The sequence below is a fragment of the Paractinoplanes hotanensis genome, from assembly GCF_023717965.1.
In the GTDB taxonomy this organism is placed as follows: Bacteria; Actinomycetota; Actinomycetes; order Mycobacteriales; family Micromonosporaceae; genus Actinoplanes; species Actinoplanes polyasparticus.
Window position 1 is genome coordinate 199,095 of the sequence record NZ_JAMQOL010000008.1, and the last position, 25,025, is coordinate 224,119.

21 protein-coding genes and 1 tRNA gene are annotated in these 25,025 nt (G+C 70.5%); 9 read left to right on the plus strand and 13 right to left on the minus strand.

Annotation, left to right across the window (positions count from 1 at the left end; translation table 11 throughout):
* Nucleotides 1–52 precede the first annotated feature (52 nt).
* A complete protein-coding gene (locus LXN57_RS07055) occupies nt 53–1,138 on the minus strand; it encodes an ABC transporter ATP-binding protein (RefSeq protein WP_251797197.1) in 1,086 nt (361 codons plus the stop codon).
* 140 nt (nt 1,139–1,278) lie between these two features.
* Between LXN57_RS07055 and LXN57_RS07060 the strand changes: the two genes are divergently transcribed.
* Nucleotides 1,279–1,352, plus strand: a tRNA-Thr gene (locus tag LXN57_RS07060).
* A gap of 751 nt (nt 1,353–2,103) precedes the next feature.
* On the opposite strand, the gene rlmB is transcribed toward LXN57_RS07060, so the two are convergent.
* Genes rlmB through LXN57_RS07075 form a run of 3 tightly spaced genes read right to left on the minus strand, consistent with a single transcriptional unit; the run spans nt 2,104 to nt 6,061 of the window.
* Nucleotides 2,104–3,222, minus strand: a complete 1,119-nt coding sequence (gene rlmB / locus LXN57_RS07065; protein ID WP_251797198.1) for a 23S rRNA (guanosine(2251)-2'-O)-methyltransferase RlmB — start codon at nt 3,220–3,222, stop codon at nt 2,104–2,106.
* The gene (cysS, locus tag LXN57_RS07070; RefSeq protein WP_251797199.1) at nt 3,222–4,634 is read right to left on the minus strand and encodes a cysteine--tRNA ligase; all 1,413 of its coding nucleotides are present in this window, start codon (nt 4,632–4,634) and stop codon (nt 3,222–3,224) included. Before cysS ends, rlmB begins: the two co-directional genes overlap by 1 nt.
* A 29-nt stretch (nt 4,635–4,663) precedes the next feature.
* Entirely contained in the window at nt 4,664–6,061 is a 1,398-nt protein-coding gene (locus tag LXN57_RS07075) for a class II fumarate hydratase (protein ID WP_285904603.1), read from the minus strand.
* 164 nt (nt 6,062–6,225) lie between these two features.
* On the opposite strand from LXN57_RS07075, the gene LXN57_RS07080 reads away from it, so the two are divergent.
* Nucleotides 6,226–6,738 (plus strand): hypothetical protein, encoded by a 513-nt coding sequence (locus LXN57_RS07080; protein ID WP_251797200.1) that lies wholly within the window; start codon nt 6,226–6,228, stop codon nt 6,736–6,738.
* Nucleotides 6,739–6,894: 156 nt separating this feature from the next.
* On the opposite strand, the gene LXN57_RS07085 is transcribed toward LXN57_RS07080, so the two are convergent.
* Both LXN57_RS07085 and LXN57_RS07090 read right to left on the minus strand, forming a co-directional pair.
* Nucleotides 6,895–8,562 (minus strand): fumarate hydratase, encoded by a 1,668-nt coding sequence (locus tag LXN57_RS07085; protein ID WP_251797201.1) that lies wholly within the window; start codon nt 8,560–8,562, stop codon nt 6,895–6,897.
* A gap of 70 nt (nt 8,563–8,632) precedes the next feature.
* Complete coding sequence (locus LXN57_RS07090; protein ID WP_251797202.1) at nt 8,633–9,937, minus strand: PQQ-binding-like beta-propeller repeat protein; 1,305 nt, start codon at nt 9,935–9,937, stop codon at nt 8,633–8,635.
* 207 nt (nt 9,938–10,144) lie between these two features.
* On the opposite strand from LXN57_RS07090, the gene hppD reads away from it, so the two are divergent.
* The 4 genes from hppD (at nt 10,145) to hisC (ending at nt 14,149) form a co-directional block, all read left to right on the plus strand.
* Nucleotides 10,145–11,299, plus strand: coding sequence for a 4-hydroxyphenylpyruvate dioxygenase (hppD, locus tag LXN57_RS07095; protein ID WP_251797203.1), 1,155 nt, complete (start codon nt 10,145–10,147; stop codon nt 11,297–11,299).
* Between the two features lie 10 nt (nt 11,300–11,309).
* Nucleotides 11,310–11,903 carry an RDD family protein gene (locus LXN57_RS07100; protein ID WP_251797204.1) on the plus strand — a complete coding sequence of 198 codons (594 nt, stop codon included), beginning with the start codon at nt 11,310–11,312 and terminating at the stop codon, nt 11,901–11,903.
* Between the two features lie 494 nt (nt 11,904–12,397).
* On the plus strand, nt 12,398–13,027 hold the full coding sequence (locus LXN57_RS48570; protein ID WP_438872843.1) for an RDD family protein: 630 nt from the start codon (nt 12,398–12,400) through the stop codon (nt 13,025–13,027).
* A gap of 39 nt (nt 13,028–13,066) precedes the next feature.
* Nucleotides 13,067–14,149: a histidinol-phosphate transaminase gene (gene hisC / locus LXN57_RS07110; RefSeq protein WP_251797206.1), complete on the plus strand. Its 1,083-nt coding sequence runs from the start codon at nt 13,067–13,069 to the stop codon at nt 14,147–14,149.
* A 35-nt stretch (nt 14,150–14,184) separates the two neighbouring features.
* Here the strand turns inward: hisC and LXN57_RS07115 are convergent, their stop codons facing one another.
* Nucleotides 14,185–15,402 (minus strand): MFS transporter, encoded by a 1,218-nt coding sequence (locus LXN57_RS07115; RefSeq protein WP_251797207.1) that lies wholly within the window; start codon nt 15,400–15,402, stop codon nt 14,185–14,187.
* Between the two features lie 50 nt (nt 15,403–15,452).
* Between LXN57_RS07115 and LXN57_RS07120 the strand changes: the two genes are divergently transcribed.
* Nucleotides 15,453–16,568 carry an ROK family transcriptional regulator gene (locus LXN57_RS07120; protein WP_251797208.1) on the plus strand — a complete coding sequence of 372 codons (1,116 nt, stop codon included), beginning with the start codon at nt 15,453–15,455 and terminating at the stop codon, nt 16,566–16,568.
* A 98-nt stretch (nt 16,569–16,666) separates the two neighbouring features.
* Here the strand turns inward: LXN57_RS07120 and LXN57_RS07125 are convergent, their stop codons facing one another.
* Together LXN57_RS07125 and LXN57_RS07130 are read right to left on the minus strand one after the other, a co-directional pair.
* The gene (locus tag LXN57_RS07125) at nt 16,667–17,251 is read right to left on the minus strand and encodes a dihydrofolate reductase family protein (protein ID WP_251797209.1); all 585 of its coding nucleotides are present in this window, start codon (nt 17,249–17,251) and stop codon (nt 16,667–16,669) included.
* A 75-nt stretch (nt 17,252–17,326) separates the two neighbouring features.
* Nucleotides 17,327–18,211 (minus strand): LysR family transcriptional regulator, encoded by an 885-nt coding sequence (locus LXN57_RS07130; RefSeq protein WP_251797210.1) that lies wholly within the window; start codon nt 18,209–18,211, stop codon nt 17,327–17,329.
* Between the two features lie 75 nt (nt 18,212–18,286).
* Here LXN57_RS07130 and LXN57_RS07135 point away from each other — a divergent pair, with 75 nt between their 5' ends.
* Nucleotides 18,287–19,597: an aspartate aminotransferase family protein gene (locus LXN57_RS07135; RefSeq protein WP_251797211.1), complete on the plus strand. Its 1,311-nt coding sequence runs from the start codon at nt 18,287–18,289 to the stop codon at nt 19,595–19,597.
* On the opposite strand, the gene LXN57_RS07140 is transcribed toward LXN57_RS07135, so the two are convergent.
* Genes LXN57_RS07140 through LXN57_RS07155 form a run of 4 tightly spaced genes read right to left on the minus strand, consistent with a single transcriptional unit; the run spans nt 19,590 to nt 23,097 of the window.
* Nucleotides 19,590–20,651 (minus strand): outer membrane protein assembly factor BamB family protein, encoded by a 1,062-nt coding sequence (locus LXN57_RS07140; protein ID WP_251797212.1) that lies wholly within the window; start codon nt 20,649–20,651, stop codon nt 19,590–19,592. The genes LXN57_RS07135 and LXN57_RS07140 overlap by 8 nt on opposite strands.
* Nucleotides 20,652–20,665: 14 nt before the next feature.
* Entirely contained in the window at nt 20,666–21,124 is a 459-nt protein-coding gene (locus LXN57_RS07145) for an SRPBCC family protein (RefSeq protein WP_251797213.1), read from the minus strand.
* A 33-nt stretch (nt 21,125–21,157) separates the two neighbouring features.
* Nucleotides 21,158–22,255: a fumarylacetoacetate hydrolase family protein gene (locus LXN57_RS07150; RefSeq protein ID WP_251797214.1), complete on the minus strand. Its 1,098-nt coding sequence runs from the start codon at nt 22,253–22,255 to the stop codon at nt 21,158–21,160.
* The gene (locus LXN57_RS07155) at nt 22,252–23,097 is read right to left on the minus strand and encodes a hypothetical protein (RefSeq protein ID WP_251797215.1); all 846 of its coding nucleotides are present in this window, start codon (nt 23,095–23,097) and stop codon (nt 22,252–22,254) included. Before LXN57_RS07155 ends, LXN57_RS07150 begins: the two co-directional genes overlap by 4 nt.
* A gap of 75 nt (nt 23,098–23,172) precedes the next feature.
* Between LXN57_RS07155 and LXN57_RS07160 the strand changes: the two genes are divergently transcribed.
* Nucleotides 23,173–24,330, plus strand: coding sequence for a homogentisate 1,2-dioxygenase (locus LXN57_RS07160; protein ID WP_251797216.1), 1,158 nt, complete (start codon nt 23,173–23,175; stop codon nt 24,328–24,330).
* The last annotated feature ends 695 nt before the right edge of the window (nt 24,331–25,025 follow it).

Consider the following 25,025-nt stretch of genomic DNA (forward strand, 5'->3'; position numbering starts at 1 on the left):
CGAAAACCGGGCGGCCCCGAAGGGACCGCCCGGCCTACTGACGTCAGATCGTTCAGATGCGAGCGCCGGACTCCGCGTTGAACATGTGGATACCGGTCGTCTGCGGCTTGATGTAGACCGTCTCGCCCATGTTCGGCATGTTGCGACGGTCGGTGCGGACCACGAACCGCTCCTGAGTGCCGTCGAAGTCGGCGTGGCCGTACACGTTGGCGTCCGAACCCAGGTCCTCGACCAGGTCGACGACGATCGGCAGCGCACCCGCGGACTCGGTCGTCAGCTCGGCCGCCTCGGGACGGAAGCCGATGGTGACCTTGCCGCCACCGTTCTGCGCGGCCGCGATCTGCTCACGGGTCAGCGGCACGTTCCACGACCCGAACTTGCCGCCGGTCTCGGTCAGCGGAACGGTCTTGAGGTTCATGGCGGGCGAACCCATGAAGCCGGCCACGAAAACGTTGCCGGGGGTGTCGTACAGGGCGCGCGGGGTGTCGACCTGCTGCAGCACACCGTCGAGCATGACGGCCACGCGGTGGCCCATCGTCATGGCCTCGACCTGGTCATGCGTCACGTAGACGGTGGTGACACCCAGCTTCGCCTGCAGCGACGCGATCTGCGAACGGGTCTGCACACGGAGCTTCGCGTCAAGGTTCGACAGCGGCTCGTCCATGAGGAACACCTGCGGCTCACGCACGATCGCGCGGCCCATGGCGACACGCTGGCGCTGGCCACCGGAGAGCGCCTTCGGCTTACGGGAGAGGTACTCGTCGAGTTGCAGAAGGGCCGCGGCCTCCTTCACCCGACGGTCGATCTCGGCCTTCGAGGTCTTACGCAGCTTCAGAGCGAATGCCATGTTCTCGTACACCGACATGTGCGGGTACAGCGCGTAGTTCTGGAACACCATCGCGATGTCCCGCGACTTCGGCGGCAGGTTCGTGACGTCCTTGCCCTCGATCAGGATGCGACCACGGTCGACATCCTCGAGCCCAGCGAGCATGCGCAGGCTGGTGGACTTGCCACAACCGGAAGGGCCGACCAGAACGAGGAACTCTCCATCGCCGATCTCGAGGTTCAACTCGTTGACAGCGGGGCGCTCAGAGCCCGGGTAGATCCGGGACGCCTTGTCATACGTAACGGTAGCCATGCTGAAACAGACTTCCTTTCCACCGGCAGGAACGTGCCGGACGATCCGAGTGGAGGAACAGCCCTGTAAACGTAAAGCTTTTTACACGTCATGCCAAGGTGGCCAGCACTTTCACAGCAAGTATGCTGACCCCCAAGCCCGCCCCTGTAGCTCAGATGGCCAGAGCACCCGTCTTGTAAACGGGAGGTCGTCGGTTCGATCCCGACCGGGGGCTCGTCGGGGGCCTTCCTGTCCGCAAAAAGCGCGGACCTGCCTCCTCGCATTCCTTCCTGGGGGCCGAGCCCCCAGACCCCACGTCACGGTGCCTGCGCCTGTGGGCGGCTGGGCTGGAAAGCCCTTCGGGCTCTGGGGTAAAGCTTGGTGGCTGCGCTGCGCGCTGTCCGGTAACTCGACTCGGCTGTGTTCACCATGGGTCTTTCCCCCACAGCGGCCTTTGGCTTGGGGATCTCGTTGCGACGGCAGCCTTGGCTCATCGTGAGGTGAGGGGAGCCGCAACCGGGGTGTGGTTGCGGTTCCCCTCAGCTTGCGATTCGCTACGGCCGCCGCCGCAACGAGATCCCCAAGCCCTCCCACCGCAACCATCGCCAGGGAGATCTCCGCAGCGATGGCCGGGGTTTGGGGCAGCGCCCCAAGGTCTTCGGCCCGATAGGCCACAGCCCGCCAAGGCGCTCGCGCAGCGGCGCGAACACATCCGCAGGCCGGCAGCTCGATGACGGGCCAACCGGGGATCTTGACCGGCACCACGATCGAGGGATCGTCGTTGGGCTTGGCATGAAGATCAAGTTGTATGTGGCGGTCGTGACGCTCGTTCTGCTGCCGGCGCCGGCGGCGGCGATGGCCTCGTTCGGCGACCCAGCGACCACCCCAGGAGCGGGCAACAGCTACGGCTGCTGGCAGCGGGCGGCTGCCGGTGATTTTCCGCTTGCGGGGCCACCCGCCCGTGATCCCGGGCGGGTGGCTCTATGTCACTGACCGTACGTGCGGCGGCGGGACACCTCGGCCAGGGTGACCGCGGCGGCGACGCTGGCGTTGAGGGATTCGACGTCGGAGGCCATCGGGATGCTGACTCGCAGGTCGCATGTCTCGCCGACCAGGCGGGACAGGCCGCGGCCCTCGGAGCCGACGACCACCAGCAGCGGGCCGATCGCGGCTTCCAGGTTGTAGAGGTCGGTCTCGCCGTCGGCGTCCAGGCCGATCGCGGTGAAGCCGGCCTGCTGCGCCGTCTTGATCGCGCGGGTCAGGTTGACGACCTGGGAGACCGGCACGCGGGCGGCCGCGCCGGCGCTGGTGCGCCAGGCGGTCGCGGTGATGCCGGCGGCGCGGCGCTCGGTCATGAAGACGCCGTGGCCGCCGAAGGCCGCGACGGAGCGGATGACCGCGCCGACGTTGCGGGGGTCGGTCACGCCGTCCAGCGCGACCAGCAGCGGGGCGGTCTGTTCGAGGGCGGCCGCGACCAGGTCGTCGAAGTTCTCGTACGCGAACGGCGGGACCTGCAGGCCGATGCCCTGGTGCAGGACGCCGCCGGTCATCCGGTCGAGCTCGTTGCGCCCGATCTCGAGGATCGGGATGCCGCGGTCGCCGGCGGTGCGGATGATCTCGTTGATCCGGTCGTCGATGTCGATGCCCTGGGCCACGTACAGGGCCGTGGCCGGCACCGCGGCGCGCAGCGCCTCGACCACCGGGTTGCGGCCGAGCAGCAGTTCGGGGCCCTCTTTGGTGGGGTTGGAACGCCGGCCCGGCGCGACCCGGGGGCCGCCGCGGCCGGGAACCTTGCCTCGCTGCGGCGCCTGCTTCCCGTACGCCCGGCCGCCGCCCCGGCCCCAGGTGGTGTCCTTGCTGCCGGGGACGCCGACCTTGGGGGCACGCCCCTCGGCAGCCGCCGCGCGACGCTCCTTGTCCTGCTTGCGGGCCGTCTTGTCGGGCAGCTTCTCGGTGCCTGAGTAGCCCTTGTGCCAGGGACGCTCGTCGGCCGGCAGGGTTTTGCCCCGGCCCTTGAGGCTCGCGCGGTTCTTGCCGCCCGAGCCCATGGCGGCGCCCTTCTTGGACACGGTCCGCTTGCTCACGTTGCGCGAATTTCCTGGCATCAGTGCTCTCCTACCGTCCAGCGCGGCCCGGCCGGAGTGTCCTCCACCTGAATTCCCGCGTTCTTGAGCTGGTCGCGGACCGAGTCGGCCGCCGCCCAGTCCTTGCGTGCCCGCGCCTGCGTACGCTGCTCGAGCGCGAGCTTGACCAGCGAGTCGACCACCGGCTTGAGGTCGTTCCGGGGCGCGTCGCCGGTCCAGATCCCGTCGAGCGGGTCGAGGCCGAGCACGCCCAGCATCGCGCGGACGGCGGTCAGCGCCCCGCGGATGCCCGCCTCGTCGCCGGCGGCGAGCGCGGTGTTGCCCTCGCGGATGCAGTCGTGGACGACTGCCAGCGCGGCCGACGTGTTGAGGTCGTCGTTCATGGCCTGGGCGAACGCCGGCGGCACGTCCTTGGGGCGGCCGGGACCGACGATCTCGAGGGCGCGCTGCACGAAGCCCTCGATCCGGCGGTAGGCCACCGCCGCCTCGCGCAGCGACTCGTCGGAGTAGTCGATGCGGGAGCGGTAGTGCGGGGTGCCCAGGTAGTAACGCAGCTCGACCGGGCGGATGCCCTGTTCCCGTACGGAAGCGAGGTCGATGACGTTGCCGAGCGACTTGCTCATCTTGGCCTCGCCCAGGTTGAGCAGGGCGTGGTGCACCCAGTGACGGGCGAACGGCAGCCCGGCCGAGCGGGACTGGGCGATCTCGTTCTCGTGGTGGGGGAACGTGAGGTCGAGCCCGCCGCCGTGGATGTCGAACTCGTCACCGAGGTAGCGGCGCGCCATCGCGGAGCACTCGATGTGCCAGCCCGGGCGGCCCTGGCCCCACGGCGACGGCCACGAGGCCTCGGCCGGTTCGTCGGCCTTGACGCCCTTCCACAGGGCGAAGTCGCGGTAGTCGCGCTTGTCGGGCTCGCCGCCGTCGCTCGGCGGGCGCATGTCGTCGGGGTTCTGGCCGGACAGGGCGCCGTACTCCGCGTACGAACGCACGTCGAAATACACGTCGCCGGCGCCGCCGGCCGCGGGGTAGGCGTGGTCGGTGCGGATCAGCTCGGTGATCAGCTCGTGCATCTCGGGGATGTGGCCGGTGGCGAGCGGCTCGTACGTCGGCGGCAGCACGTTGAGCGCGCGGTAGTCGGCGTCGAGGATCAGCCTGTTCTCGTACGCGATGGCCCAGAACGGACGGCCCGACGAGTGCGACTTCTCGAGGATCTTGTCGTCGACGTCGGTGACGTTGCGGACGAAGGTGACCTCGTAGTTGGTGTGGATCAGCCAGCGGCGCAGCACGTCGTAGTTCACCGCGGACCGCAGGTGACCGATGTGCGGCCTGGACTGCACGGTGAGCCCACACAGGTAGATACCGACCTGGCCAGGCGTCATCGGGACGAAGTCCCGGACCGATCGGGTCGCGGTGTCGTACAAGCGCAAACTCACCGTACAAGACTACCGGCACTGGGAAATTGCTAGGGACGCGTCATCCTCAGGACGTCAAGAGCCTCGTCGAGCTGCTGCTCGGTCAGCTTGCCGCCCTCCAGGTGGCCGCGCTCGATCACGACCTCCCGGATCGTCCGGTTCGAGGCGAGGGCGGCCTTGGCGATCGCGGCGGCCTCGTCGTAGCCCAGATACCGGTTGAGCGGAGTGACGATCGAGGGCGAGCCTTCCGCGTACGCCAGGGCGACCTCGACGTTCGGTTCGAGGCCGGCGATGCAGCGGTCGGCCAGCAGCCGTGCCGAGCTGGCCAGCAACCGGATCGATTCGAGCAGGTTGCGCGCCATCACCGGCAGCATCACGTTGAGCTCGAAGTCGCCCTGCGAGCCGGCGAAGGACACCGTCGCGTCGTTGCCGATCACCTGGGCGCAGACCTGGCGGACCGCCTCGGGCACGACCGGATTCACCTTGCCGGGCATGATCGACGAGCCCGGCTGCAGGTCGGGCAGGCGCAATTCGCGCAGGCCGGCCCGCGGACCCGAGCCCATCCAGCGGATGTCGTTCACGATCTTGTAGAGCCCGACGGCGATGACCTTGAGCTGGCCGGACGCCTCGACCAGCGCGTCGCGGGCGCCCTGGGCCTCGAAGTGGTCGCGGGCCTCGGTGACCGGCAGGCCGGTGCTCTGGCGCAGCCGCTCGATCACGGCCGGGGCGAAGCCGGGCGGGGTGTTCACGCCGGTGCCGACCGCGGTGCCGCCCAGGGGCAGTTCGCCGAGGCGCGGCAGTGTGGCGGTGAGCCGTTCGATGCCGTTGGCGACCTGTCGCGCGTACCCGGAGAATTCCTGCCCCAGGGTGACCGGCGTGGCGTCCATCAGGTGGGTGCGCCCGCTCTTCACCACCTCGGACCAGGCCCCGGCCTTCTCGAGCAGCGCCGTGCCGAGGTGTTCCAGGGCCGGGATCAGCTCGCTGGTGACCGCCTCGGTCGCGGCCAGGTGGATCGACGAGGGGAAGACGTCGTTGCTGGACTGCGACGCGTTGACGTGGTCGTTCGGGTGCACCGGACGGCCCAGCTCGCGGGCGGCCAGGGTGGCGATGACCTCGTTGGCGTTCATGTTGGACGAGGTGCCCGAACCGGTCTGGAAGACGTCGATCGGGAACTGGTCGTCGTAGCCGCCCTCGGCCACGTGCGCGGCGGCCTTGGCGATGGCCTGGGCCAGGTCGTCGTCGAGCACGCCGAGCGCCGCGTTGACCTGCGCGGCCGCGCCCTTGATCTGGGCCAGCGCCTTGATGTGGGCGGGCTCGAGGCCGCGGCCCGAGATGGGGAAGTTCTCGACCGCCCGCTGGGTCTGCGCCCGCCAGAGGGCGTCGGCCGGCACCCGGACCTCGCCCATCGTGTCCTTCTCGATCCGGTAACCGCTCGCGTCAGTAGTCACCGTTCCATCGTCCCTCCGACCGCGCCGAATCGCAGATGATCCTCGGCACGAAGGGCCGCCAGGGTCTTCTCGACGTCGCGCGATGACTGTGGGTTGGACGATGTGGCAGCCGGAACGTACCGTCGGCGGAGCGTGCCCCGTCCCCGACCGAACAGGATCACCCCATGCGACGCGCCCTCCTGGCCGTGCTGGCCGGCAGCGTCATGCTGACCGGCGCCGCCTGCGACAGCGACGCTGAGAGCACCGGGGCGGCCCCCGAGGCCACTCCCGCGAGCACCGCTCCGAGCAGCCCGCCCCCGCCGGACTACACGGCCAACACCAAGGTCGTCTGCGACAAGCTCCAGAGCCTCTACACGGTAGAGCTGCGCGACTTCGGCGCCGCGATGGGCAAGATGATCACCTACCGGGAGGCCAAGCAGTCCGCCGAAGCCACCAAAGCCGAGGCCACTGCCGTGACCGAGCTGAAGCAGGTGGCCGCGAAGATCCGCAAGGAGACCGCAGCCGCGCAGAACCCCGAGTTCAAGGCAGCCGGCCTGACCTCGGCCGCGAAGGTCGACGCGAGCGCGGTCAACAAGGCTTACATCAAGAAGGCGAAGAACCTGAAGGTCCTCAATTCGACGATCGAGGGCCAGTTCAAGGAATGGCTGAGTCCCGTCGCCGGCTACTGCGCCGCCTGATCGCCGGCGACGGCCGCCGACACGGTCAGATGTTCGTACGGGTCTGCATTCGCCTCGGCCCACATCTCCATCTCGGACATCACCGCGAGCTTATGGCCTGGAACCGCCGGTGTATTGGGCCGACGGTGCCGGTCCACGGCACCCGTTCGGCCAAGATCACGGGCGGGCGCCGATACGGAGCAGGGGGTTGGGGCGGGTCACGTCGGCGAAGAAGTCGTTGCCCTTGTCGTCGACGATGATGAAGGCCGGGAAGTCCTCCACCTCGATCTTCCAGACCGCTTCCATGCCGAGTTCCGGGTATTCGAGCACCTCGACGTGGCGGATGCAGTCCTGGGCCAGGCGGGCCGCGGGGCCGCCGATCGAGCCCAGGTAGAAGCCCCCGTACGAGTTGCAGGCCTGGGTGACCTGGGCCGAGCGGTTCCCCTTGGCCAGCATGACCAGGGAGCCGCCGGCGGCCTGGAAGCGTTCGACGTACGAGTCCATGCGGCCGGCCGTGGTCGGGCCGAACGAGCCCGACGCGTACCCCTCGGGGGTCTTGGCCGGTCCGGCGTAGTAGACCGCGTGGTCCTTCATGTACTGCGGCATCGGCTCGCCCGCATCGAGGCGCTCGGCGATCTTGGCGTGGGCGATGTCGCGCGCCACGACCAGGGGGCCGGTCAGCGAGAGGCGGGTCTTCACCGGGTACTTCGCCAGCTCGGACCGGATCTCGGCCATCGGGCGGTTGAGGTCGACCTTGACCACCGGCTCGTTGTCCAGGTCGACCTCGGGCAGGAAGCGCGCCGGGTCGGTCTCGAGGCGTTCCAGCCAGACCCCGGACGGGGTGATCTTGGCTTGGGCCTGGCGGTCGGCCGAGCACGAGACGGCGATGGCGACCGGGCAGGACGCGCCGTGCCGGGGCAGGCGGATGACCCGTACGTCATGGCAGAAGTAGCGGCCGCCGAACTGGGCGCCGATGCCGAAGTCGCGGGTCAGTTCGAGGACGGCCGCTTCCAGTTCGACGTCGCGGAAGCCGTGAGCCGACATCGTGCCGTGCCGGGGCAGGTTGTCGAGGTATTTCGCGCTGGCCAGCTTGGCCGTCTTCAGCGCGTATTCGGCGCTGGTGCCGCCGATGACCACGGCCAGGTGGTAGGGCGGGCAGGCCGAGGTGCCGATCAGCCGCAGTTTCTCGTCCAGGAACTCCATCATCCGCGCCGGGTTGAGCAGCGCCTTCGTCTCCTGATAGAGGTACGACTTGTTGGCCGAGCCGCCGCCCTTGGCCATGAACAGGAACTTGTACGCGTCGGGGGCGCCGCCCGGGTCTTCCGCGTACAGCTCGATCTGGGCCGGCAGGTTCGAGCCGGTGTTCCGCTCGTCCCACATGGTGAGCGGGGCGAGCTGCGAATACCGCAGGTTGAGCCGGGTGTAGGCCTGGTAGACGCCCTCGGCGATCGCTCGCTCGTCGGTGCCGTCGGTCAGCACGTGCCGCCCGCGCTTGCCCATCACGATCGCGGTGCCCGTGTCCTGGCACATGGGCAGCACCCCGCCGGCCGCGATGTTCGCGTTGCGCAACAGGTCGATCGCGACGAACCGGTCGTTCGGCGACGCCTTGGGGTCGTCGATGATCGCGCGCAGCTGGGCCAGGTGAGCCGGGCGCAGATAGTGCGCAATGTCGTGCATCGCCTCGGCCGTGAGCTGCGTCATAGCGGCCGGCTCGACGGTGAGGAACCGGCGCCCGCCCGGCCCGTGCACGACGTCGACACCCTCGTCCGTGACCAGTCGGTATTCGGTCAGGTCGTCGCCGATGGGCAACAGCGGCGAGTACGAGAATGCGGCCCCTTTGCTCATGAGCGGCAAGCCTAGACAAGCCACCGGGGCATCGGCGAACCACTCCGCCCCTGAGCGCATACCAGTTCGGTCAAGTAAACGGAATATAGGCCATCTCGCGCCCGGCGACGGCGATCAGGCCGCCCGGTCCGACGGCGAAGACCTCCGCGCCGGTACGAAGATCAACCAGCGCCCGCCCGGTGCCGGGCGCCACGGCCACGACGCGCTCCGGCTTGCGGCTCGTGATCACCGCCGCGTACGGGGTGATCGCCGCCGCCCCGCCCTCGCCGACCGGCCGTGACCAGGTCGTCCGGCCCCGGCTGAAGCCGTAGCCGCGCAGCGTCCGGCCGTCGGCGCTGCGGATCACGGCGTGGTTGTCGTTGACCGCGAGCACGGTCTCGCCCTTGGCTCCGCGCCACAGCAGCCGCCCGTCGTGCGCCGCCAGCAACTCCTGCCGGCCGGTCGGGTCGACGCCGAGAATCACGTCCTCGCCGCCCGCCGGGTCGTGCTCCTGCTGGCAGTTGGAGCCGTTGTCGGCCGTACGCAGATTGAGCCCCTCGCGCCGCCAGACCGCCGCCGACGACGGCGGGTCGGTCGCCACCACGCCGTAGTAGCAGGTGCCGTCCTGTGCCGTGCCGGTCACCGTGAGCACCCGCCCGCCAGCGATGGCGACGCGCTGGCCGGCGCCCGGCTCGGCGACCTGTACGACCTTGCCGGTGGCGGTGTCGATCACGCGGATCTTGCCGTCGTCGGGCAGCCCGATCAGGCTGGGCGTCAGGCGGGGCCGGGCCACGTCGTCGTCGACCCGGTCGGCCGTGAGCTGCTTGGTGTCGGGCAGGTCGGGGTTGGCCGCGTTGAGCACGAACCCGATGCCGCCGGTGTCGACCGTCCAGAGGGGCTTGGTGCCGCGCGGGGCCCAGGCGGTCAGCTGGCAGTCGCCACCCTTGGCGCAGTGCAGGTCGAGCAGCGAGTCGCGGTAGGTCCAGACCGCGGTGGCCTCGGTGTCGGCCCGCAGCACCGCGCCGCTGCGCGGGTCGAGCACCTGGTAACCCTTGGTCAGCAGCCGGCCGGTGGCCACCACCGCTTCGTTGCCGCTGCCCGAGATCGAGGCCCAGTCGGCATCGCTGTCCCAGAGCTTGATCCCCGCGGTGATTCCGTACGCCTCGATCGACGTCCGGTATTCGACGACGACCGCGTCGCCGACCACCGCGACGCTCTGCGGGCTGCCGCCGATGCGCTGCTGCCACCGGGACGCGTTGCCCGCGATCGGCTCGCTCGTGTTGACCCAGGCCCAGACCTGTGGCCAGGGATTCCACACGCCGGTGGTGGCCAGCACGATCACGATTACGATCGCGACCAGCGCGTACCCCTTCCAGGGGCTGCCACCCGACGCCATGCGCGACACGCTAGCCAGGTCAATCATCTGGACGATGGATCTTGATTCGCCCGTGTCGATACCATTTGCCGGATTTAACGGCCATGACGGGTCCCCGATTGCGCAAGTTGCACCGGCTGAACGGTCCGACCCGGTCCCGACCGGGCACGCTGCGCAGTTGCCCGAGCACATGTTGAATCAGCCTGTGAGCTGCGACAACCTCAGTCAATGACGCAGACGATGGCACAAGAGACCCGCACCGACGACGTCTTTCCCGTCAAGGGCGTCGACCACCTGAAGTTCCTCGTGGGCAATGCCAAGCAGGCGGCCCACTACTACTCCACCGCCTTCGGCATGACCTGCGTGGCGTACCGCGGGCCCGAGCAGGGCTACCGCGACCACGCCGAATACGTTCTGGTCAGCGGGGGTGCCCGGTTCGTGCTGACCGGTGCGGTGCACGCGGGGGCGCCGGGGGCCGACCACGTGACCCGGCACGGCGACGGCATCCAGGACATCGCGCTCGAGGTGCCCGACGTCGACAAGGCGTACGCCCACGCGATCGCGGCCGGCGCGCGGAGCGTCACCGAGCCCCACGACCTCAAGGATGAGCACGGCACCGTGCGGATCGCGGCCATCGCGACGTACGGCGACACCGTGCACTCCCTGGTCGACCGGTCCGGCTACGACGGGCCGTTCCTGCCCGGCTTCGTCTCCCGCGCGCCGATCGTCGACCGGCAGCCCGCGATCGACGCCGGCCTCCAGCCCAAGCGCTTCTTCCAGGCCGTCGACCACGTGGTCGGCAACGTCGAACTGGGCCGCATGGACGAGTGGGTCGAGTTCTACGGCCGCGTCATGGGCTTCACCAACATGGCCGAGTTCATCGGCGACGACATCGCCACCGACTACTCGGCGCTGATGTCCAAGGTCGTGGCGGACGGCACCCGCAAGGTCAAGTTCCCGCTCAACGAGCCGGCCGTCTCCGCGCGCAAGTCGCAGATCGACGAGTACCTCGACTTCTACGACGGCCCGGGCGCCCAGCACATCGCCGTGGCCACCAACGACATCATCGCCAGCGTGGACGCCATGCGCGCGGCCGGCATCCAGTTCCTCGACACCCCCGACTCGTACTACGACGACCCCGAGTTGCGGGCCCGGATCGGCCAGGTACGTGTGCCGATCGAGGAGCTCAAGGCCCGCAAGATCCTGGTGGACCGGGACGAGGACGGCTACCTGCTGCAGATCTTCACCTCGCCCGTGCAGGACCGGCCGACGGTGTTCTTCGAGCTGATCGAGCGCCACGGCTCGCTCGGCTTCGGCAAGGGCAACTTCAAGGCGCTGTTCGAGGCGATCGAGCGGGAGCAGGAACTCCGCGGCAATCTGTGACACTGGTCGCGTGAATCAACCACCACCTGGGTACGGGCCACCGCCGGGCTATCCGGCGGGGCCCGGCTACCTGCCGCCGCCCCCGCCCGTGAGCCCGGCCGGTGTTCCCCTCGCCGAATTCAGCCAGCGCCTGCTGGCGTACATGATCGACGTCGGGCTCCTTCTTGTGGTGAGCATGGTGCTGTTCGTCCCCGCCATCCTCGTCTTCATCAACTGGCTGGACGCCCCCGATCCCGAGTCCTACGGGCCCGAGGCCGGGTTCGGGGAGGTGTTCAACGACTTCTTCCTGCCGGTGCTGCTGTTCCAGCTGGGCTTCCTGGTGGTCTCGGTGCTGCTCTACTACGTGTACGTCGTGGAGTACATGCACCGGAGCGGGCAGACCCTGGGCAAGAAGGCCATGAAGATCCGCGTGGTGCCGCTCGACCCGAGTCTCACGCTCACCAGGGGCATCGCCGCCAAGCGTTTTTTCATCGAGTACATCGCCGGGATGTTCGTGCCGGCCTTCAGCTGGATCGACGGATTGTGGCAACTGTGGGACAAGCCGTACCAGCAGACCCTGCACGACAAGTTCGCTCAGACGGTGGTCGTTAAGGTTTCTCCATGAGCTCGCTGCCCGCCGGTTGGTACAAAGACCCCGCCGACCCCGATACCCAGCGTTACTGGGACGGGGAGGGATGGCTGGGCAAGGCCATCCCAGCCGACGCGGTCCCGCCCGAAGGGCCGCCCCCGGTCGAAGAGGAGCCGCCGCCGGCTGTCGAACCGCCGGCTGTCCCAGCATCGGGAACTCCGACGTTGGGAATTCAGCCCACCCCGCCCGCATCGACGACTCCGCAGTCCCCACCGCCCGGCTGGGGTCCGCAGCCTCCGCCTCCGCCGGGCTGGCAGCCTCCCCCCGGCTGGCAGCCACCGCCGGCGTGGCAGCCCCCGCCGGGCTCGCAGCCTCCGCCGGGCTCGCAGCCTCCGCCGGGCTCGCAGCCTCCGCCGGGTTGGCAGGCGCCGCCCGGTTCACAGCCGCCGCCCGGTTCACAGCCGCCGCCCGGATGGCAGCCGCCGCCGGGGTGGCAGCCGCCGCCCGGATGGCAGCAGATGCCGCCCGGCATGCGCGCGGGCATGTACCCGCCCATCCAGGCCCGCCCGCACGGGTTCGCGCTAGCCGGGCTGGGTCCGCGGCTGCTCGCCCGGCTCATCGACATCCTCGCCGTGCTGCTGCTCAACATCGTGATCAACGGCTGGTTCGCGTACCAGTGGGCCCGCGAGTTCGTGCCGATGTACCGGGCCACCATCGACGAGATGGCCAACGGCGGCAGCGCATGGGACGTGCAGGCCTCGGGCCGCATGGACGGCCTGCTCTGGGCCATGCTGATCATCGCCACCCTGCTCTGGCTGGCCTATGAGGCCCCGGCGATCGGCAGCAGCGGCCAGACGCTGGGCAAACGCCTCATGCGCATCAAGGTCGTCGCCGTCGAGGACACCAAGCCGCTCGGCTTCGGCCGCGCGTTCGGGCGCTGGGCCCGCCTGGGCCTGTGGACGCCGGCCTGGGGCTGCGCCGGGATCGGCTTCGTGCTCCAGCTCATCGATTGCGTGTCGCCGGTCTTCGACCAGCAGTTGCGCCAGGCCTTCCACGACAAGACGGCGCGCACGGTCGTGGTCGCGCTGCCGCCCGACGACCGCCAGCCCGTCGACGCCACCACCAGCGGCGGCGGAAACGGCACCTCCCATCAGGGATGACCCACCCACCGCCCGCCAACCGGACCGAAGGCTGATGCCATGACCCGCCTCACCCGCGCCGACCTCGACGGCCTGCCCGCCTACATGCCCGGCCGCAACCTGGCCGACCTGACCCGCGAGCTCGGCATCGCCGAAGCCATCAAGCTGGCCAGCAACGAGGTGCCGTACGGCCCGCTGCCCGGCGTGATCGAGGCGGTCACCGACGCCATGCTGCACTCGCACCGCTACCCCGACATGGGCGCGACGGCCCTGCGGGACGCGCTGGCCGAGCGGCTCGGGGTGGATGCCGAGCGCATCGTGACCGGCTGCGGGTCGGTGGCGCTGGCCGAGATCCTGGTCAAGGCGACCTGCCTGCCGGGCGACGAGATCGTCTACTCGTGGCGCTCGTTCGAGGCCTACCCGATCATCTCGGCCGGGGTGGGCGCGACCAGCGTGCGGGTGCCGAACACGGACGGCCACGGGCACGACCTCGACGCGATGGCCGGCGCGATCACCGACCGGACCCGGCTGGTGATCGTCTGCAACCCCAACAACCCCACCGGTACGAGCGTCCGCAAGGCCGAGCTCGACCGGTTCCTCGCCTCGGTGCCCTCGGACGTGCTCGTCGTGCTCGACGAGGCGTACCGCGAACTGGTGACCGACCCCGAGGTGCCGGACGGGCTGGAGACGTACGGTGACCGGCCCAACGTTCTCGTGCTGCGCACCATGAGCAAGGCGTGGGGCCTGGCCGGCCTGCGGATGGGTTACCTGGTGGCCCAGCCCGAGGTGGCCGCGGCCATCCGCAAGGTGCTCACCCCGTTCTCGACCAGCCTGGTCGCGCAGGCCGCGGCGATCGCCGCCCTGGCCCAGGAGCAGGAGGTCCGCCGCCGGTGCGCCCTGGTCGTGGCCGAGCGTGACCGGGTGACCGAGGCGCTGCGGGCGATGGGCGCGGACGTGCCGTCCAGTCAGGCCAACTTCGTGTGGCTGCCGCTGGGCGACGGCGCGATCGCGTTCGGCCAGGTCTGCGAGTCGCGCGGCGTCATCGTCCGGCCGTTCCAGGGCGACGGCGTTCGCGTCACGATCGGCACGGCTGAGGAAAATGACGCCTTCCTCGCGGCGGCGGAAGTGGCCCTGAAGAGCTGACGCTGTCGTCGCCGCGGCGGAAGTGGCCCGGAAAGCTAACCGATCAGTTGCGCCTCGGTCCGGTGGTGGTCCTCCTCGCTCAGCCGAGCGGGGAAGGTCCGCCGGCCGACGGTCACGATGACCGCGATGGCAACGACCGCGAACCCGGCGGTGACCAGCGGCAGCACACCCAGGTGACCGGCGCGCATCATCCGCTCGCCGAGGAAGGCGCCACCGCCGATCCCGATCTGGAAGGCGACCACGTAGAGGGCCGAGGCCGCGTCCCGGGCCCGCGGCGCGATGCGCAGCGGGGCCGCGGCCAGCAGCACGGGGATGGCCGTGAAGGCGCCGCCCCACAGCAGGGTCACGATCACGGTCGGCGCCAGGCCCAGCACCGGCGCGAGCAGCGCGACCGAGACGGCCAGCACGGCGAGCAGGCCGACGAGCATCGTGCCCGGCCGCCGGTCGACGAAGCGGCCCACCGCGTAGTTGGTGATCAGCCCGACAAAGCCGTACCCGAGCAGGAGCACACTCAGCCCGGCACCCTCGAGCCCGGCGTCGCGCCGCACGAGCGGGGCGATGTACGTGTACGCCGAGAAGTGGCCGATCACCAGCAGGGCAGTGATCAGGCAGAGCAACAGCACCTGCCGGTCCCGGCCGAGGGCGATCGCGGCCCGCAGTTGAGCCACCGGGCGCACGTTCAGGTCGTGCGGCCGCGGCGGCAGCTCGGGCAGCACCCTCATCAGCCCGATCACGCAGATCGCCCCGCCGACGACCATCGCGCCCAGCGCCGTCCGCCAGCCCAGCCACTGACCCAGCGCGGTGCTGAGCGGAACACCCAGCACGATCGCGAGCGAGTTGCCGACGAAGACCAGCGCGGTAGCGCGGCCGGCCTGCCCCGGCGGCGCCAGCCGGGCGGTGACCGGCCCGATCACCGACCAGAAGACGCCGTGGGCCAGCGCGCAGATCAGCCGGGCCAGCACCAGCACCAGAAAGGTCGGCGCGAAGGTGGCCGCCGCCTGCGACACCACGAAGATCGCCATCGTGATCGCCAGCAGCAGGTGGCGCGGCACCCGCATGGTCAGCGCGGTCAGCGGGATGGTGCTCACCGCGGCCACCACGGCGTAGCTGGTCAGCAGCAGGCCGACATCGGATTCGGCCACGTCGAGCCCCACCGCGATCTCGGGCAGCAGCCCCACCGGAATGGTCTCCGCGGTCACGTAGAAGAACGAGGAGGCGCCGAGAACGGCCAGGGCCGGGCGGTTCAGTGTCACCTTCGCAGAATAAGCTCTGATCCAGAGCAAAAGAAGAGGAGCGACCGACTGTGACGCGCACGACCGAGCTGCTCCGGGTGGTCCACGCCCACCCCGGCGTCACCCGGGCCGATGCCGCTCGCCACCTGGGCATAGGCACCGGCGCCACGACCGAGTTGGTCGCCCGCCTCACCCAGGCGTCCCTGCTGGCCGAGGCCCCGGCCGCCCGCAGCGGCGCCCGCGGCCGCCCGACCACCGCGCTGGTCGCCCACCCGTCCGGCCCGGTCGTGCTGGCCGCGCAGATCACCCACCGCGCCTGGCGGCTCGACACGGTCGAACTGGGCGGCCGTGTGGTCGCCACCGTCTCCGCCGACCACACGGGCACCGGATGGTCCGACGTGGCGACCGGCGTGGCCGGCGGAATCACGCGGATGCGCGAGACGCACGGCGAAAGGGTGCGCGCCCTGGGCATCGCCGCCCCCGGCCCCGTCACATCGGACCGCCGACTGGACGCCACGACATCGGGCTGGCACGACGTCGACCTGCACGACCTCTGGCCCGACGCGCCACTGCTGGTCGCCGGCAACGACGCCAGCCTGGCCGCCACCGCCGAATCAGCCCGCGGCGCTGCCGCCGGCGCCGCGGTCGCCCTGCACCTGCTCATCGAATACGGCCTGGGCGGCGCAGTGGTCGATCAGGGCCGCCTGGTGATCGGCGCCCACGGTGCGAGCGGCGAGTTCGGCCACATGCCCTTCGGCGACCCCGCAGTCATCTGCCCCTGCGGAGCCCGCGGCTGCTGGGGCACCGCCGTGGACGGCACAGCCCTGGCCCGTCACCTCGGCCAGCCCTCGCCGGCCGACCCGGTCTCGTACGCGAAAGCTGTGATCGCTTCCCCGGCCCCCGCCGAACGGGCCGCCGTAACGATGGCCGCCGCCGCCCTGGGCCGGGGAATCGCCGGCCTGGTCAATGGCCTGGACGCTGACCTGGTCGTCCTGGGCAGCATCGCCGCCGACCTGCTGACAGCCGCCCCCGCCGAACTCCACGCGGCCTACCAGTCCGGCTTGATGGCAATCCGCCGCAGTTCCCCGCCCCCGCTGTTACCCGCTGCTCTCGGCCCCGACGGCCCGGTGGCCGGTGCCGCCGAAGCCGCATGGTCCGCTCTGCTCGGGCAACTCGTCCCACGTTGACGACGAGACGGTGGTGGTGTCTTCATGAACCGCTCGCAGCGGCGTGAGGCTGCAGCAGTCACTAAGAGTGGTTGAAATTCATCCATGTAATTGCGGTGTCAGCTGGGGCGGCGGTAGCGGATGTGAGTGCTCAGCGGCGAGTGCAGCACCTCAACCGGTTCGAAGCCGAAGGAGTCGACGCCGTCGAAGATGCGCTCGCCCGAACCGAGCAGCACCGGCGCGATGTCGAGGGTGAGCTCGTCGATCACGCCGGCGATCAGGGCCTGCCGGACGGTCGAAGCCCCACCCGCGATGTCCACGCCCTTGCCGCCGGCCGCCTCGAGCGCCGCCGAGTAGGCCGCGTCGAAGCCCTCGGTGACGAAGTGGAAGGTCGTCCCGCCCTCCATCTCGATCGGCTTGTGGGCGTGGTGGGTCAGCACGAACACCGGCGCGTGGTACGGCGGTTCGGCGCCCCACCAGCCCGACCATTCCTCGTCCCAGTCGCCGCGGATCGGGCCGTACATGTTGCGGCCCATCACGTAGGCGCCGCGGGGGCGCATGAGCCAGGACGCCGCTAGCTTGTCGGCCTCGGTGGCCCGGGGGTCGCCGATGTGCCAGCCGTGCACTTCGCGTCCCCGCACGCCCAGGGGGTTCTCGCGGCTCTGGTCCGGCCCGGCGACGAAGCCGTCCAACGAGATCGACATGTGGCAGGTGGTGTCCAGCACCGCGAACCTCCGAAGTGATTGCGATCTGCAAGCGGTTCCGAGGACCATAGCAACTTATCTACTGCGCAGGGCGGTCAGCACCGCGGTTACCTCGGGCCGGCCATCCACTCCGCGGCGGGCCGCGGCCGTGATGCGCCGGGAGACCGCGGGCGTCAGCGGCCTCGTGACCACCCGGTAGCGCGGATCCACGGCCAGGGCCGGCAGCAAGGCGATCGAGCGGCCGGCTTCCACGTGCCGCAGCGTCAGCATGTAGTTGTTGAAGCGGCAGATCACCGTCGGCTCGAAGCCCGCTTCGCGGCACAGGCGGGTGGCCAGGTCCGACATGTACGAGCCGGCCACGTCGAAGGTCCAGCGCTGGTCGGCGCACGCTTCCAGGCCGACCGCCTCCAGCGCGGCCAGCGGGTGCCCGGCCGGCAGCACCAGCACGACCTCGTCCTCGGCCAGGGGCACCAGGTCGATCGCCGGGTCGAGTTCGGCGCCCGCGAAGTCGGTGGTCGTGACGATGACGTCCACGTCGCCGCGGCGCAGGGCCGGCATGCTCACGTGCGGTTCCATCTCGAGCAGCACCACGGTGACGTCGGGATGCCGTGCGGCCAGCCGGGCGACGGCCGGCTCGGCCAGCGCCGGGATCGCGCTCTGAAAGGCCCCGAGCGTCACCGTGCCGGCCGGCTCGTCCCGCAGGCCGCGCAGCGACGCCTCGGCCGCGTCCATGGCGGCCAGGATCTCGCGGGCCCGGCCGGCCAGCAGCACCCCGGCTGCGGTGAGCCGCACGCGGCGGCCGGTGCGTTCCAGCAGGGCCGTGCCGGTCTCCCGTTCCAGGGTGGCCAGCTGCTGCGACACCGCGGACGGACTGTGATTGCCGCGCTGGGCGACCGCGCGGACCGTGCCGTACGTGGAAAGGTCGACCAGCAACCGCAGGCGCCACGGATTCAACGTCACTGTGCGGCTCTCCTTAACAGCAGGCGCGGAAATGTGAGATGGACCCGACGCTAGATCACCTCTTAGCGTCGAGGCATGACAGACACGTTCTGGTCGGACGCCGAGCGTCACCTGGTCCGCTACTCCGGCGCGGGGCGGTTCGCCCCCGAGATCATCGAGCGCGCCGAGGGCAGCTTCGTCTTCACGGCGGACGGCCGGCGGCTGCTCGACTTCACCTCGGGACAGATGAGCGCGATCCTCGGGCACTCGCACCCGGCCGTGGTGGCCACCGTGCAGCGCCAGATCGCCTCGCTCGACCACCTGTTCAGCGGCATGCTCAGCCGCCCGGTGGTCGACCTGGCCCGGCGCCTCGCCGAGTCGCTGCCCGATCCCCTCGAGAAGGTGCTGCTGCTGACCACCGGGGCCGAGTCGAACGAGGCCGCCATCCGGATGGCCAAGCTGGTCACGGGCGGGCACGAGATCATCTCGTTCGGCCGCTCGTGGCACGGCATGACCCAGGCGGCCGCCGGCGCTACCTACAGTTCCGGGCGCAAGGGGTACGGGCCGGCGGCGCCCGGCAATTTCGCGATCCCCACGCCGAACGCGTACCGCCCGGACTTCACCGACGCGAACGGTGAGCTGGACTGGCGGCGGCAGCTGGACTTCTCGTTCGAGCTGTTCGACGCCCAGTCGGTGGGCAGCCTGGCCGCCTGCATCGTCGAGCCGATCCTCAGCTCGGGCGGCGTCCTCGACCTGCCGCCGGGCTATCTGGCCGCGCTGCGCGACAAGTGCCACGAGCGCGGCGGCCTGCTCATCCTCGACGAAGCACAGACAGGTCTGTGCAGAACAGGTGACTGGTACGCGTTCCAGCGCGACGCCGTCACGCCGGACGTCCTGACGCTGAGCAAGACTCTCGGCGCCGGGCTGCCGCTGGCCGCCGTGGTGACCACCGCCGAGATCGAGCAGACCGCACACGAGCGGGGCTTCCTGTTCTTCACCACGCACGTCTCCGATCCTCTGGTGGCCGCCGTCGGCAACACGGTTCTGGACGTCCTGGAGGCGGACAAGCTCGACCACCGGGCCGCCGAGCTGGGCACGCACCTGGCCGACGGCCTGCGCGAGCTGCGAACCCGCCACGCGGTGATCGGCGACGTGCGCGGCCGCGGCCTGCTGGTCGGCCTCGAACTGGTGCTCGACCAGCAGACGAAACAGCCGGCCGACGAGCTGGGCGCGGCGGTCACCCGGCGCTGCCTCGAGCTCGGCCTGCACATGAACGTGGTGCAGCTGCCCGGCATGGGCGGCGTCTTCCGGATTGCTCCCGCACTGACGTCTTCGGCCGACGAGCTCGACCTCGGGCTGGGGATCCTCGATCAGGCGATCGGCGACGTCGCGCCGCGGTTCACCTGACCGACGCGATGATCACGGTGTCGACGGTGAAGTAGCCGTCGGCGCTGTCCTCGTCCAGACGCTCGATGGCCACAAAGTCGTCGGTGACCTGCCACAACCCCGGCTTCCAGGTCAGCGCTTCGGTGCCGACAGCCAGCGGGAAGTCCGGCCCGCCGTCGACACGCAGGTGACGATCGGGGGTCAGCGTCACCAGCCGCCCGCGAGAAACACCCAGCGCTTGTACGTTCGCTGGCACCGTCACAGCCTTGCCGGCGACAATCGTGCTGTCCGGTTTGTCCAAGTCGACGGATCGCCGCAGCGCCCTTCCGTCAGCGAAATACCCCTGCCCGTTCCTGTCGCGTAAGCCCGCACAACCGGAGCGTCCGACCTCACACGCAATAGGAACAAAAGGCCCATTTGGGTACGGCGTGAGTGCCGCCCCGCTCGACAACGAGTACCCGCCGCTGGAGCAGAAGAACTGCCCGCCCAGCGTGGTGAAACCGTCCGCGCACGGCACGTCGGCCGCCCAGCGCTGCGCTCCGCTCGCCACCTCGTACGCGACCAGCCGACCACCCCCTGCGACCAGCACCGCTCCGTCGCCGACGTACAGCCCCACCGGCGCCCAGACGATCGAGGCTCCGGTTCGATGCCCCTCGGCGGCCGGCGCCGGCAGATCCGTGCCGACCCGCCACGCCTCCCGCCCGGTACGCCCGTCGATCGCGATCAGCTCGCCATCCGACCACCGGCTGACAACCGTCGGCCCGGACGCCACCACGCCCGCGACCTGGGCCGGCCAGCGCCGCAGCGACCAGCGCGCGGTGTTCACACTCTTCGCGTCGACCGGGGAGTCGGCCCGCACCTGCCGCTTGCCCGCGTACACCCGCAATCGCTCGTCGACGATGAGCGGCGCCATGTTCGTACGCCCGGTGACCCCCGGACCGCTGCTGACCGGATCGGGATAGCCCCCCGACGCGGGCGAGAGCACCTCGGCCGGGCCCAGCACCCGCCAGCCGACCAGGGCGGCCGCGGCCGCCAGCACGACCGCCACCAACGATCGCAGCAGCACCCGGGACACCCGGGCAGCCTATGTCAGGCGACCGCGGCCAGATCGTCGAGGTCGCGGCGCAGGGCGCCCTCGGCCGTTTCGGCGGCCAGGCCCCCGAAGATCAACCCCAGGATGCGGCCGGCGGGCGCGGTGGCCGAGCCGTCCTGCTTCACGGTCACCATCGTGCCGCCGCGATGACGGCCCGACATGACCGGCACGAACGAATACGTCATGCGGTAGTCGGCGCCGATGCCCGGCGACGTCACCACGAACCGCTCGGGCACCTCGCACTCGCGGACCCGGAACTCCTCGGTGACCTCGCCGCCGTCGGCCATGCTGCGCGTCTCGCGCCACACCGTGCCCGCGCCGAACGGCCCGGGGCTGCGCACCTCGACCCGGGTGACCGCGGTGAGCCACTCGCGGCGCCGGCTCAGATCGGTGAACACCTGCCAGACCGCCGCGACCGGCGCGTCGATCAGGCGGGTCACCACGACCGTCGACATAGCGTCACCCCCGCGTACACCGTACGACACAACTCAGGGGATGACCGTCCCGGAAACCGAGCCGAGAGATATCTCTGTGCCGGCCGCCGAACGCGCGGTGCCGGCGATCCGCACGTGGTCGCCGTCCTCGAGGAAGCCACGCCGCGTGCCGTCGGCCAGTTTGACCTGCTCGGCGCCGTTCCAGGTGAGTTCGAGGAACGAGCCGGCCTGGTCGCGTTCCGGGCCGCTGACGGTGCCCGAGGCGTACAGGTCGCCCGTCCGCACGGCGGCGCCGTTGCTGGTCAGGTGGGCCAGCTGCTGGGCCGCCGTCCAGTACATCGAGGCGAACGGCGGGCAGCTGACCGGGGTGTCGTTCCATTCGACGCTCAGGCGCAGGTCGAAGCCGGGGCCGGACGGGCGCAGGTAGTCGAGCGGCTCGGGATCCTGCGGAACCGCCGGGACGGTGGCCAGCGCGTCGAGCGGCACGACCCACGGGGAGGCCGACGTCGCGAACGACTTGGCCAGGAACGGGCCGAGCGGGCGGTACTCCCAGGCCTGCAGGTCGCGGGCCGACCAGTCGTTGACCAGCGTGAGGCCGAAGACGTGCTCGGCGAAGTCCGTGGTGGCGAGGCGCCGGCCGGGCACGCCGACCACGAAGCCGACCTCGGCCTCGACGTCGAGCCGCCGGGACGGGCCGAAGACCCCCTCGGCGATCTGCCCCGACGGCCGCCGGATCGGGGTGCCGGAGACGACCACGGTGGCCGACCGGCCGTGATAGCCGATCGGCAGGTGCTTCCACTGCGGCGGCAGGCCGGGAGCGTCCGGCCGCAGGATCTTGGAGACGGTCAGCGCGTGCTGCTCGGACGAATAGAAGTCGGTGTAGTCGGCCACCTCGAACGGCAGGTGCAGGGTCACCGCGCTCAGCGGGATCAGCGGCGGACCGGCCGTCACGTGCGCGATCACGGCTTCCCGCGCGGCCCGCCATTCCGCGCGGCCGGCCGCCATCAGCGGGTTGAGCGAGCCCGCGGCCAGGTGCCCGCCCAGGCTCGAAAGATCAACGACGTCGGTCCCCAGCCGTACGCCGAGACGCCGCTCACCCCCGGGCCGGCTGAACACGCCGTACGGCAGATTGTCGAGCCCGAACCCGTTCACTCGTAGCCCCCGTTGATCAGGCCGAGCCGCACCAGCTCGGTGAGCGGCTCGACGACGCCGACCGCCCCGAACCCGGCGAACAGCGGCCGCGGCTCACCACGCCGGGCGCGGCAGGCCTCGACCAGCGGCACCGGATGGGTGGCGGCGAGCACCTCGGCCACCTCGGCCACCTCGCCCCCGTCGTGCGCGCTGATCGCCGCGGTGAGCACGTTGAGGAAGCCGTGATGGGTGAAGCCGGTCTCGGGGTCGGTGTGCCGGATCGCGTGGCGCAGCCCCGCGGCCAGCCGGAACGGCAGCTGCCGGTCGCGGCACGCGCAGAGCACGGCGGCCAGCTCGACCGGGGTCGGGAACAGTTCGGCGGCGAGCCCGCCGACGCGGAACTTGGGCGCCATCGGCAGACCGGCGGCGCGGGCCTCCAGCACCGTGTCCAGAGCGCCCAGCAGGCCCCAGCTCAGTGGAATCTCGGCGTACACCAGAAGCTCCCGGTCGCCCTCGGACAGGGCGCGCAGACCGGCGAGACCGGGTTGCGGGTCCTCGCCGCGGCGCGCCACGGCGGCCTCGATGTGCAGGACGCGCCCGCCGGCCGCCCGCAGCTTGTCGACCGCGATGGGCAACGCGCCCAGGCTGACGTCACCGACCAGGGCGAACGGCACGTCGTGGGCGATCAGGTCGGCGCCGATCAGCGAGGCGGGCACGAGCAAGGGACCGAGCAGGCCGGCGAACCAGCCTGCACGGTGCTCGTCGTGCTTGGCGACGGCCTCGGCGACGCCAGTGGGGCTCGGCGGCAGCAGGGACGCGTCGTCCACCAGCCCGGCGAAGAGCGGAGGAACCAGCGTTGACACGAATCCGAACCTAATGGAGTCTTCGAGAAGCGGACAACCACGTCCTGAATGTCGTAATTAAGGTGGGTGGCAACGATGCCCTACTACCGCAGCGTCGGCGAGGTGCCCCACAAGCGGCACACGCAGTTCCGGCGACCTGACGGCGGCCTCTATTCCGAGGAGTTGATGGGACAGGAAGGCTTCTCGTCCGACTCGTCGCTGCTCTATCACCGGCACCCGCCCACGGCCATCGCCTCGGCCGAGGTGTACGAGACCCCGCCGCTCGCCCGGTCGGCCAACCACCCGCTCAAGCCGCGCCACCTGCGCACCCACAAGCTCGATGCCGGCCCGGCCGACGCGGTGCTCGGCCGCCGCCCGCTGCTGGCCAACGACGACGTGCGGATCGGCTACGTGGTCGCCGACCGGTCGTCCCCGCTCTACCGCGACGCCGTCGGCGACGAGTGCCTGTACGTCGAGGAGGGGCGGGTGATCGTCGAGACCAGCTTCGGCGCGCTCGAGGCCGGCCCCGGCGACTACGTGATCATCCCGACCTCGGTCGTCCACCGGATCGTCCCGCAGGACGGACCGGCTCGTCTCCTCACCATCGAGGCGACCGGCCACATCGGACCGCCGAAGCGCTACCTGTCGGTGCGCGGCCAGTTCCTCGAGCACGCGCCGTTCTGCGAACGCGACCTGCGCGCCCCCGGCACGCCGCTCCTGGTCGACGAGACCGACGTCGAAGTGCTGGTGAAACACCGCGCGGGCTGGACGAAGCACGTCTACGCGCAGCACCCGTTCGACGTGGTCGGCTGGGACGGTTGCCTCTACCCGTGGGCGTTCTCGATCCACGACTTCGAGCCCATCACCGGGCGCGTGCACCAGCCGCCGCCGGTCCACCAGACGTTCGAGGGCCCCAACTTCGTGATCTGCTCGTTCGTGCCCCGCAAGGTCGACTACCACCCGCTGGCCATCCCGGTGCCGTACAACCACCACAACGTCGACTCGGACGAAATGATCTTCTACACCGGCGGCAACTACGAGGCCCGCCGCGGCTCCGGCATCGAGCAGGGTTCGATCTCGCTGCACCCGTCCGGCTTCACGCACGGTCCCCAGCCCGGCGCGGTCGAACGGGCCCTGGGCATCGAGGCCTTCGACGAGCTGGCCGTCATGGTCGACACCTTCCGCCCCCTCGACCTGTGCGACGCCGCCGTCGCCGTCGAGGACACGGCGTACGCCTGGACCTGGAACCGTTAGACGGCTGATCACCGACATCTCGACGTCGCCTGCCAGCGCTCAGTCGGCTGATCGGGGGGGGCGAACCCTGGGGCGCTGCCCCAGACCCCGGCCATCGCTGGAGAGCATCTCTGGCGATGGTGACGCTGGGTGGGCTTGGGGGCTCTCCGACCAACGGCCGCCAGGAGCGAATCGCAAGCCGGGAAGGACGCAAGCAAAGAGCGGCTTGCGTCCTTCCCACCCTCACGATGAGCTGCGACTGCCGTCGCCCGGAGAACCCCCAAGCCAAGGGCCCACTGTGGAGAGAAAAGACGGAAAGGACTCAACCAATTTGCCACCACCGGCGTGAGGCCGAGTAGCCACTGAGCACCACAGGCCTCCCCAGCACTCGAATACTTCCTACCCCTACCCCTACCCCCATCCCAGCCCATATCGCCCGCAGGGCATGCCGAAGGCAAGCGCAACCGGCACGGTGCGAACGCGCAACCCACCACCCAGGCCCGCCCGAGTAGGAAAGCCTCCCGGCTTCATCCCCGTCGCGGAAGCCAGACCGCCAAGCCGCACGGGTTCCCCCACCTCAGCCAGGCACCCAGAGAAGCGCCAACCCCCAACTCACCGCAAGGTGAACCCCCGGCAAGGCCGGGGCCGAGGGTGTTCTATCACTGCGTAAAAACGCTCTCAAAGCAGTGATAGAACACCCTCGGCCCCGGCCGTCC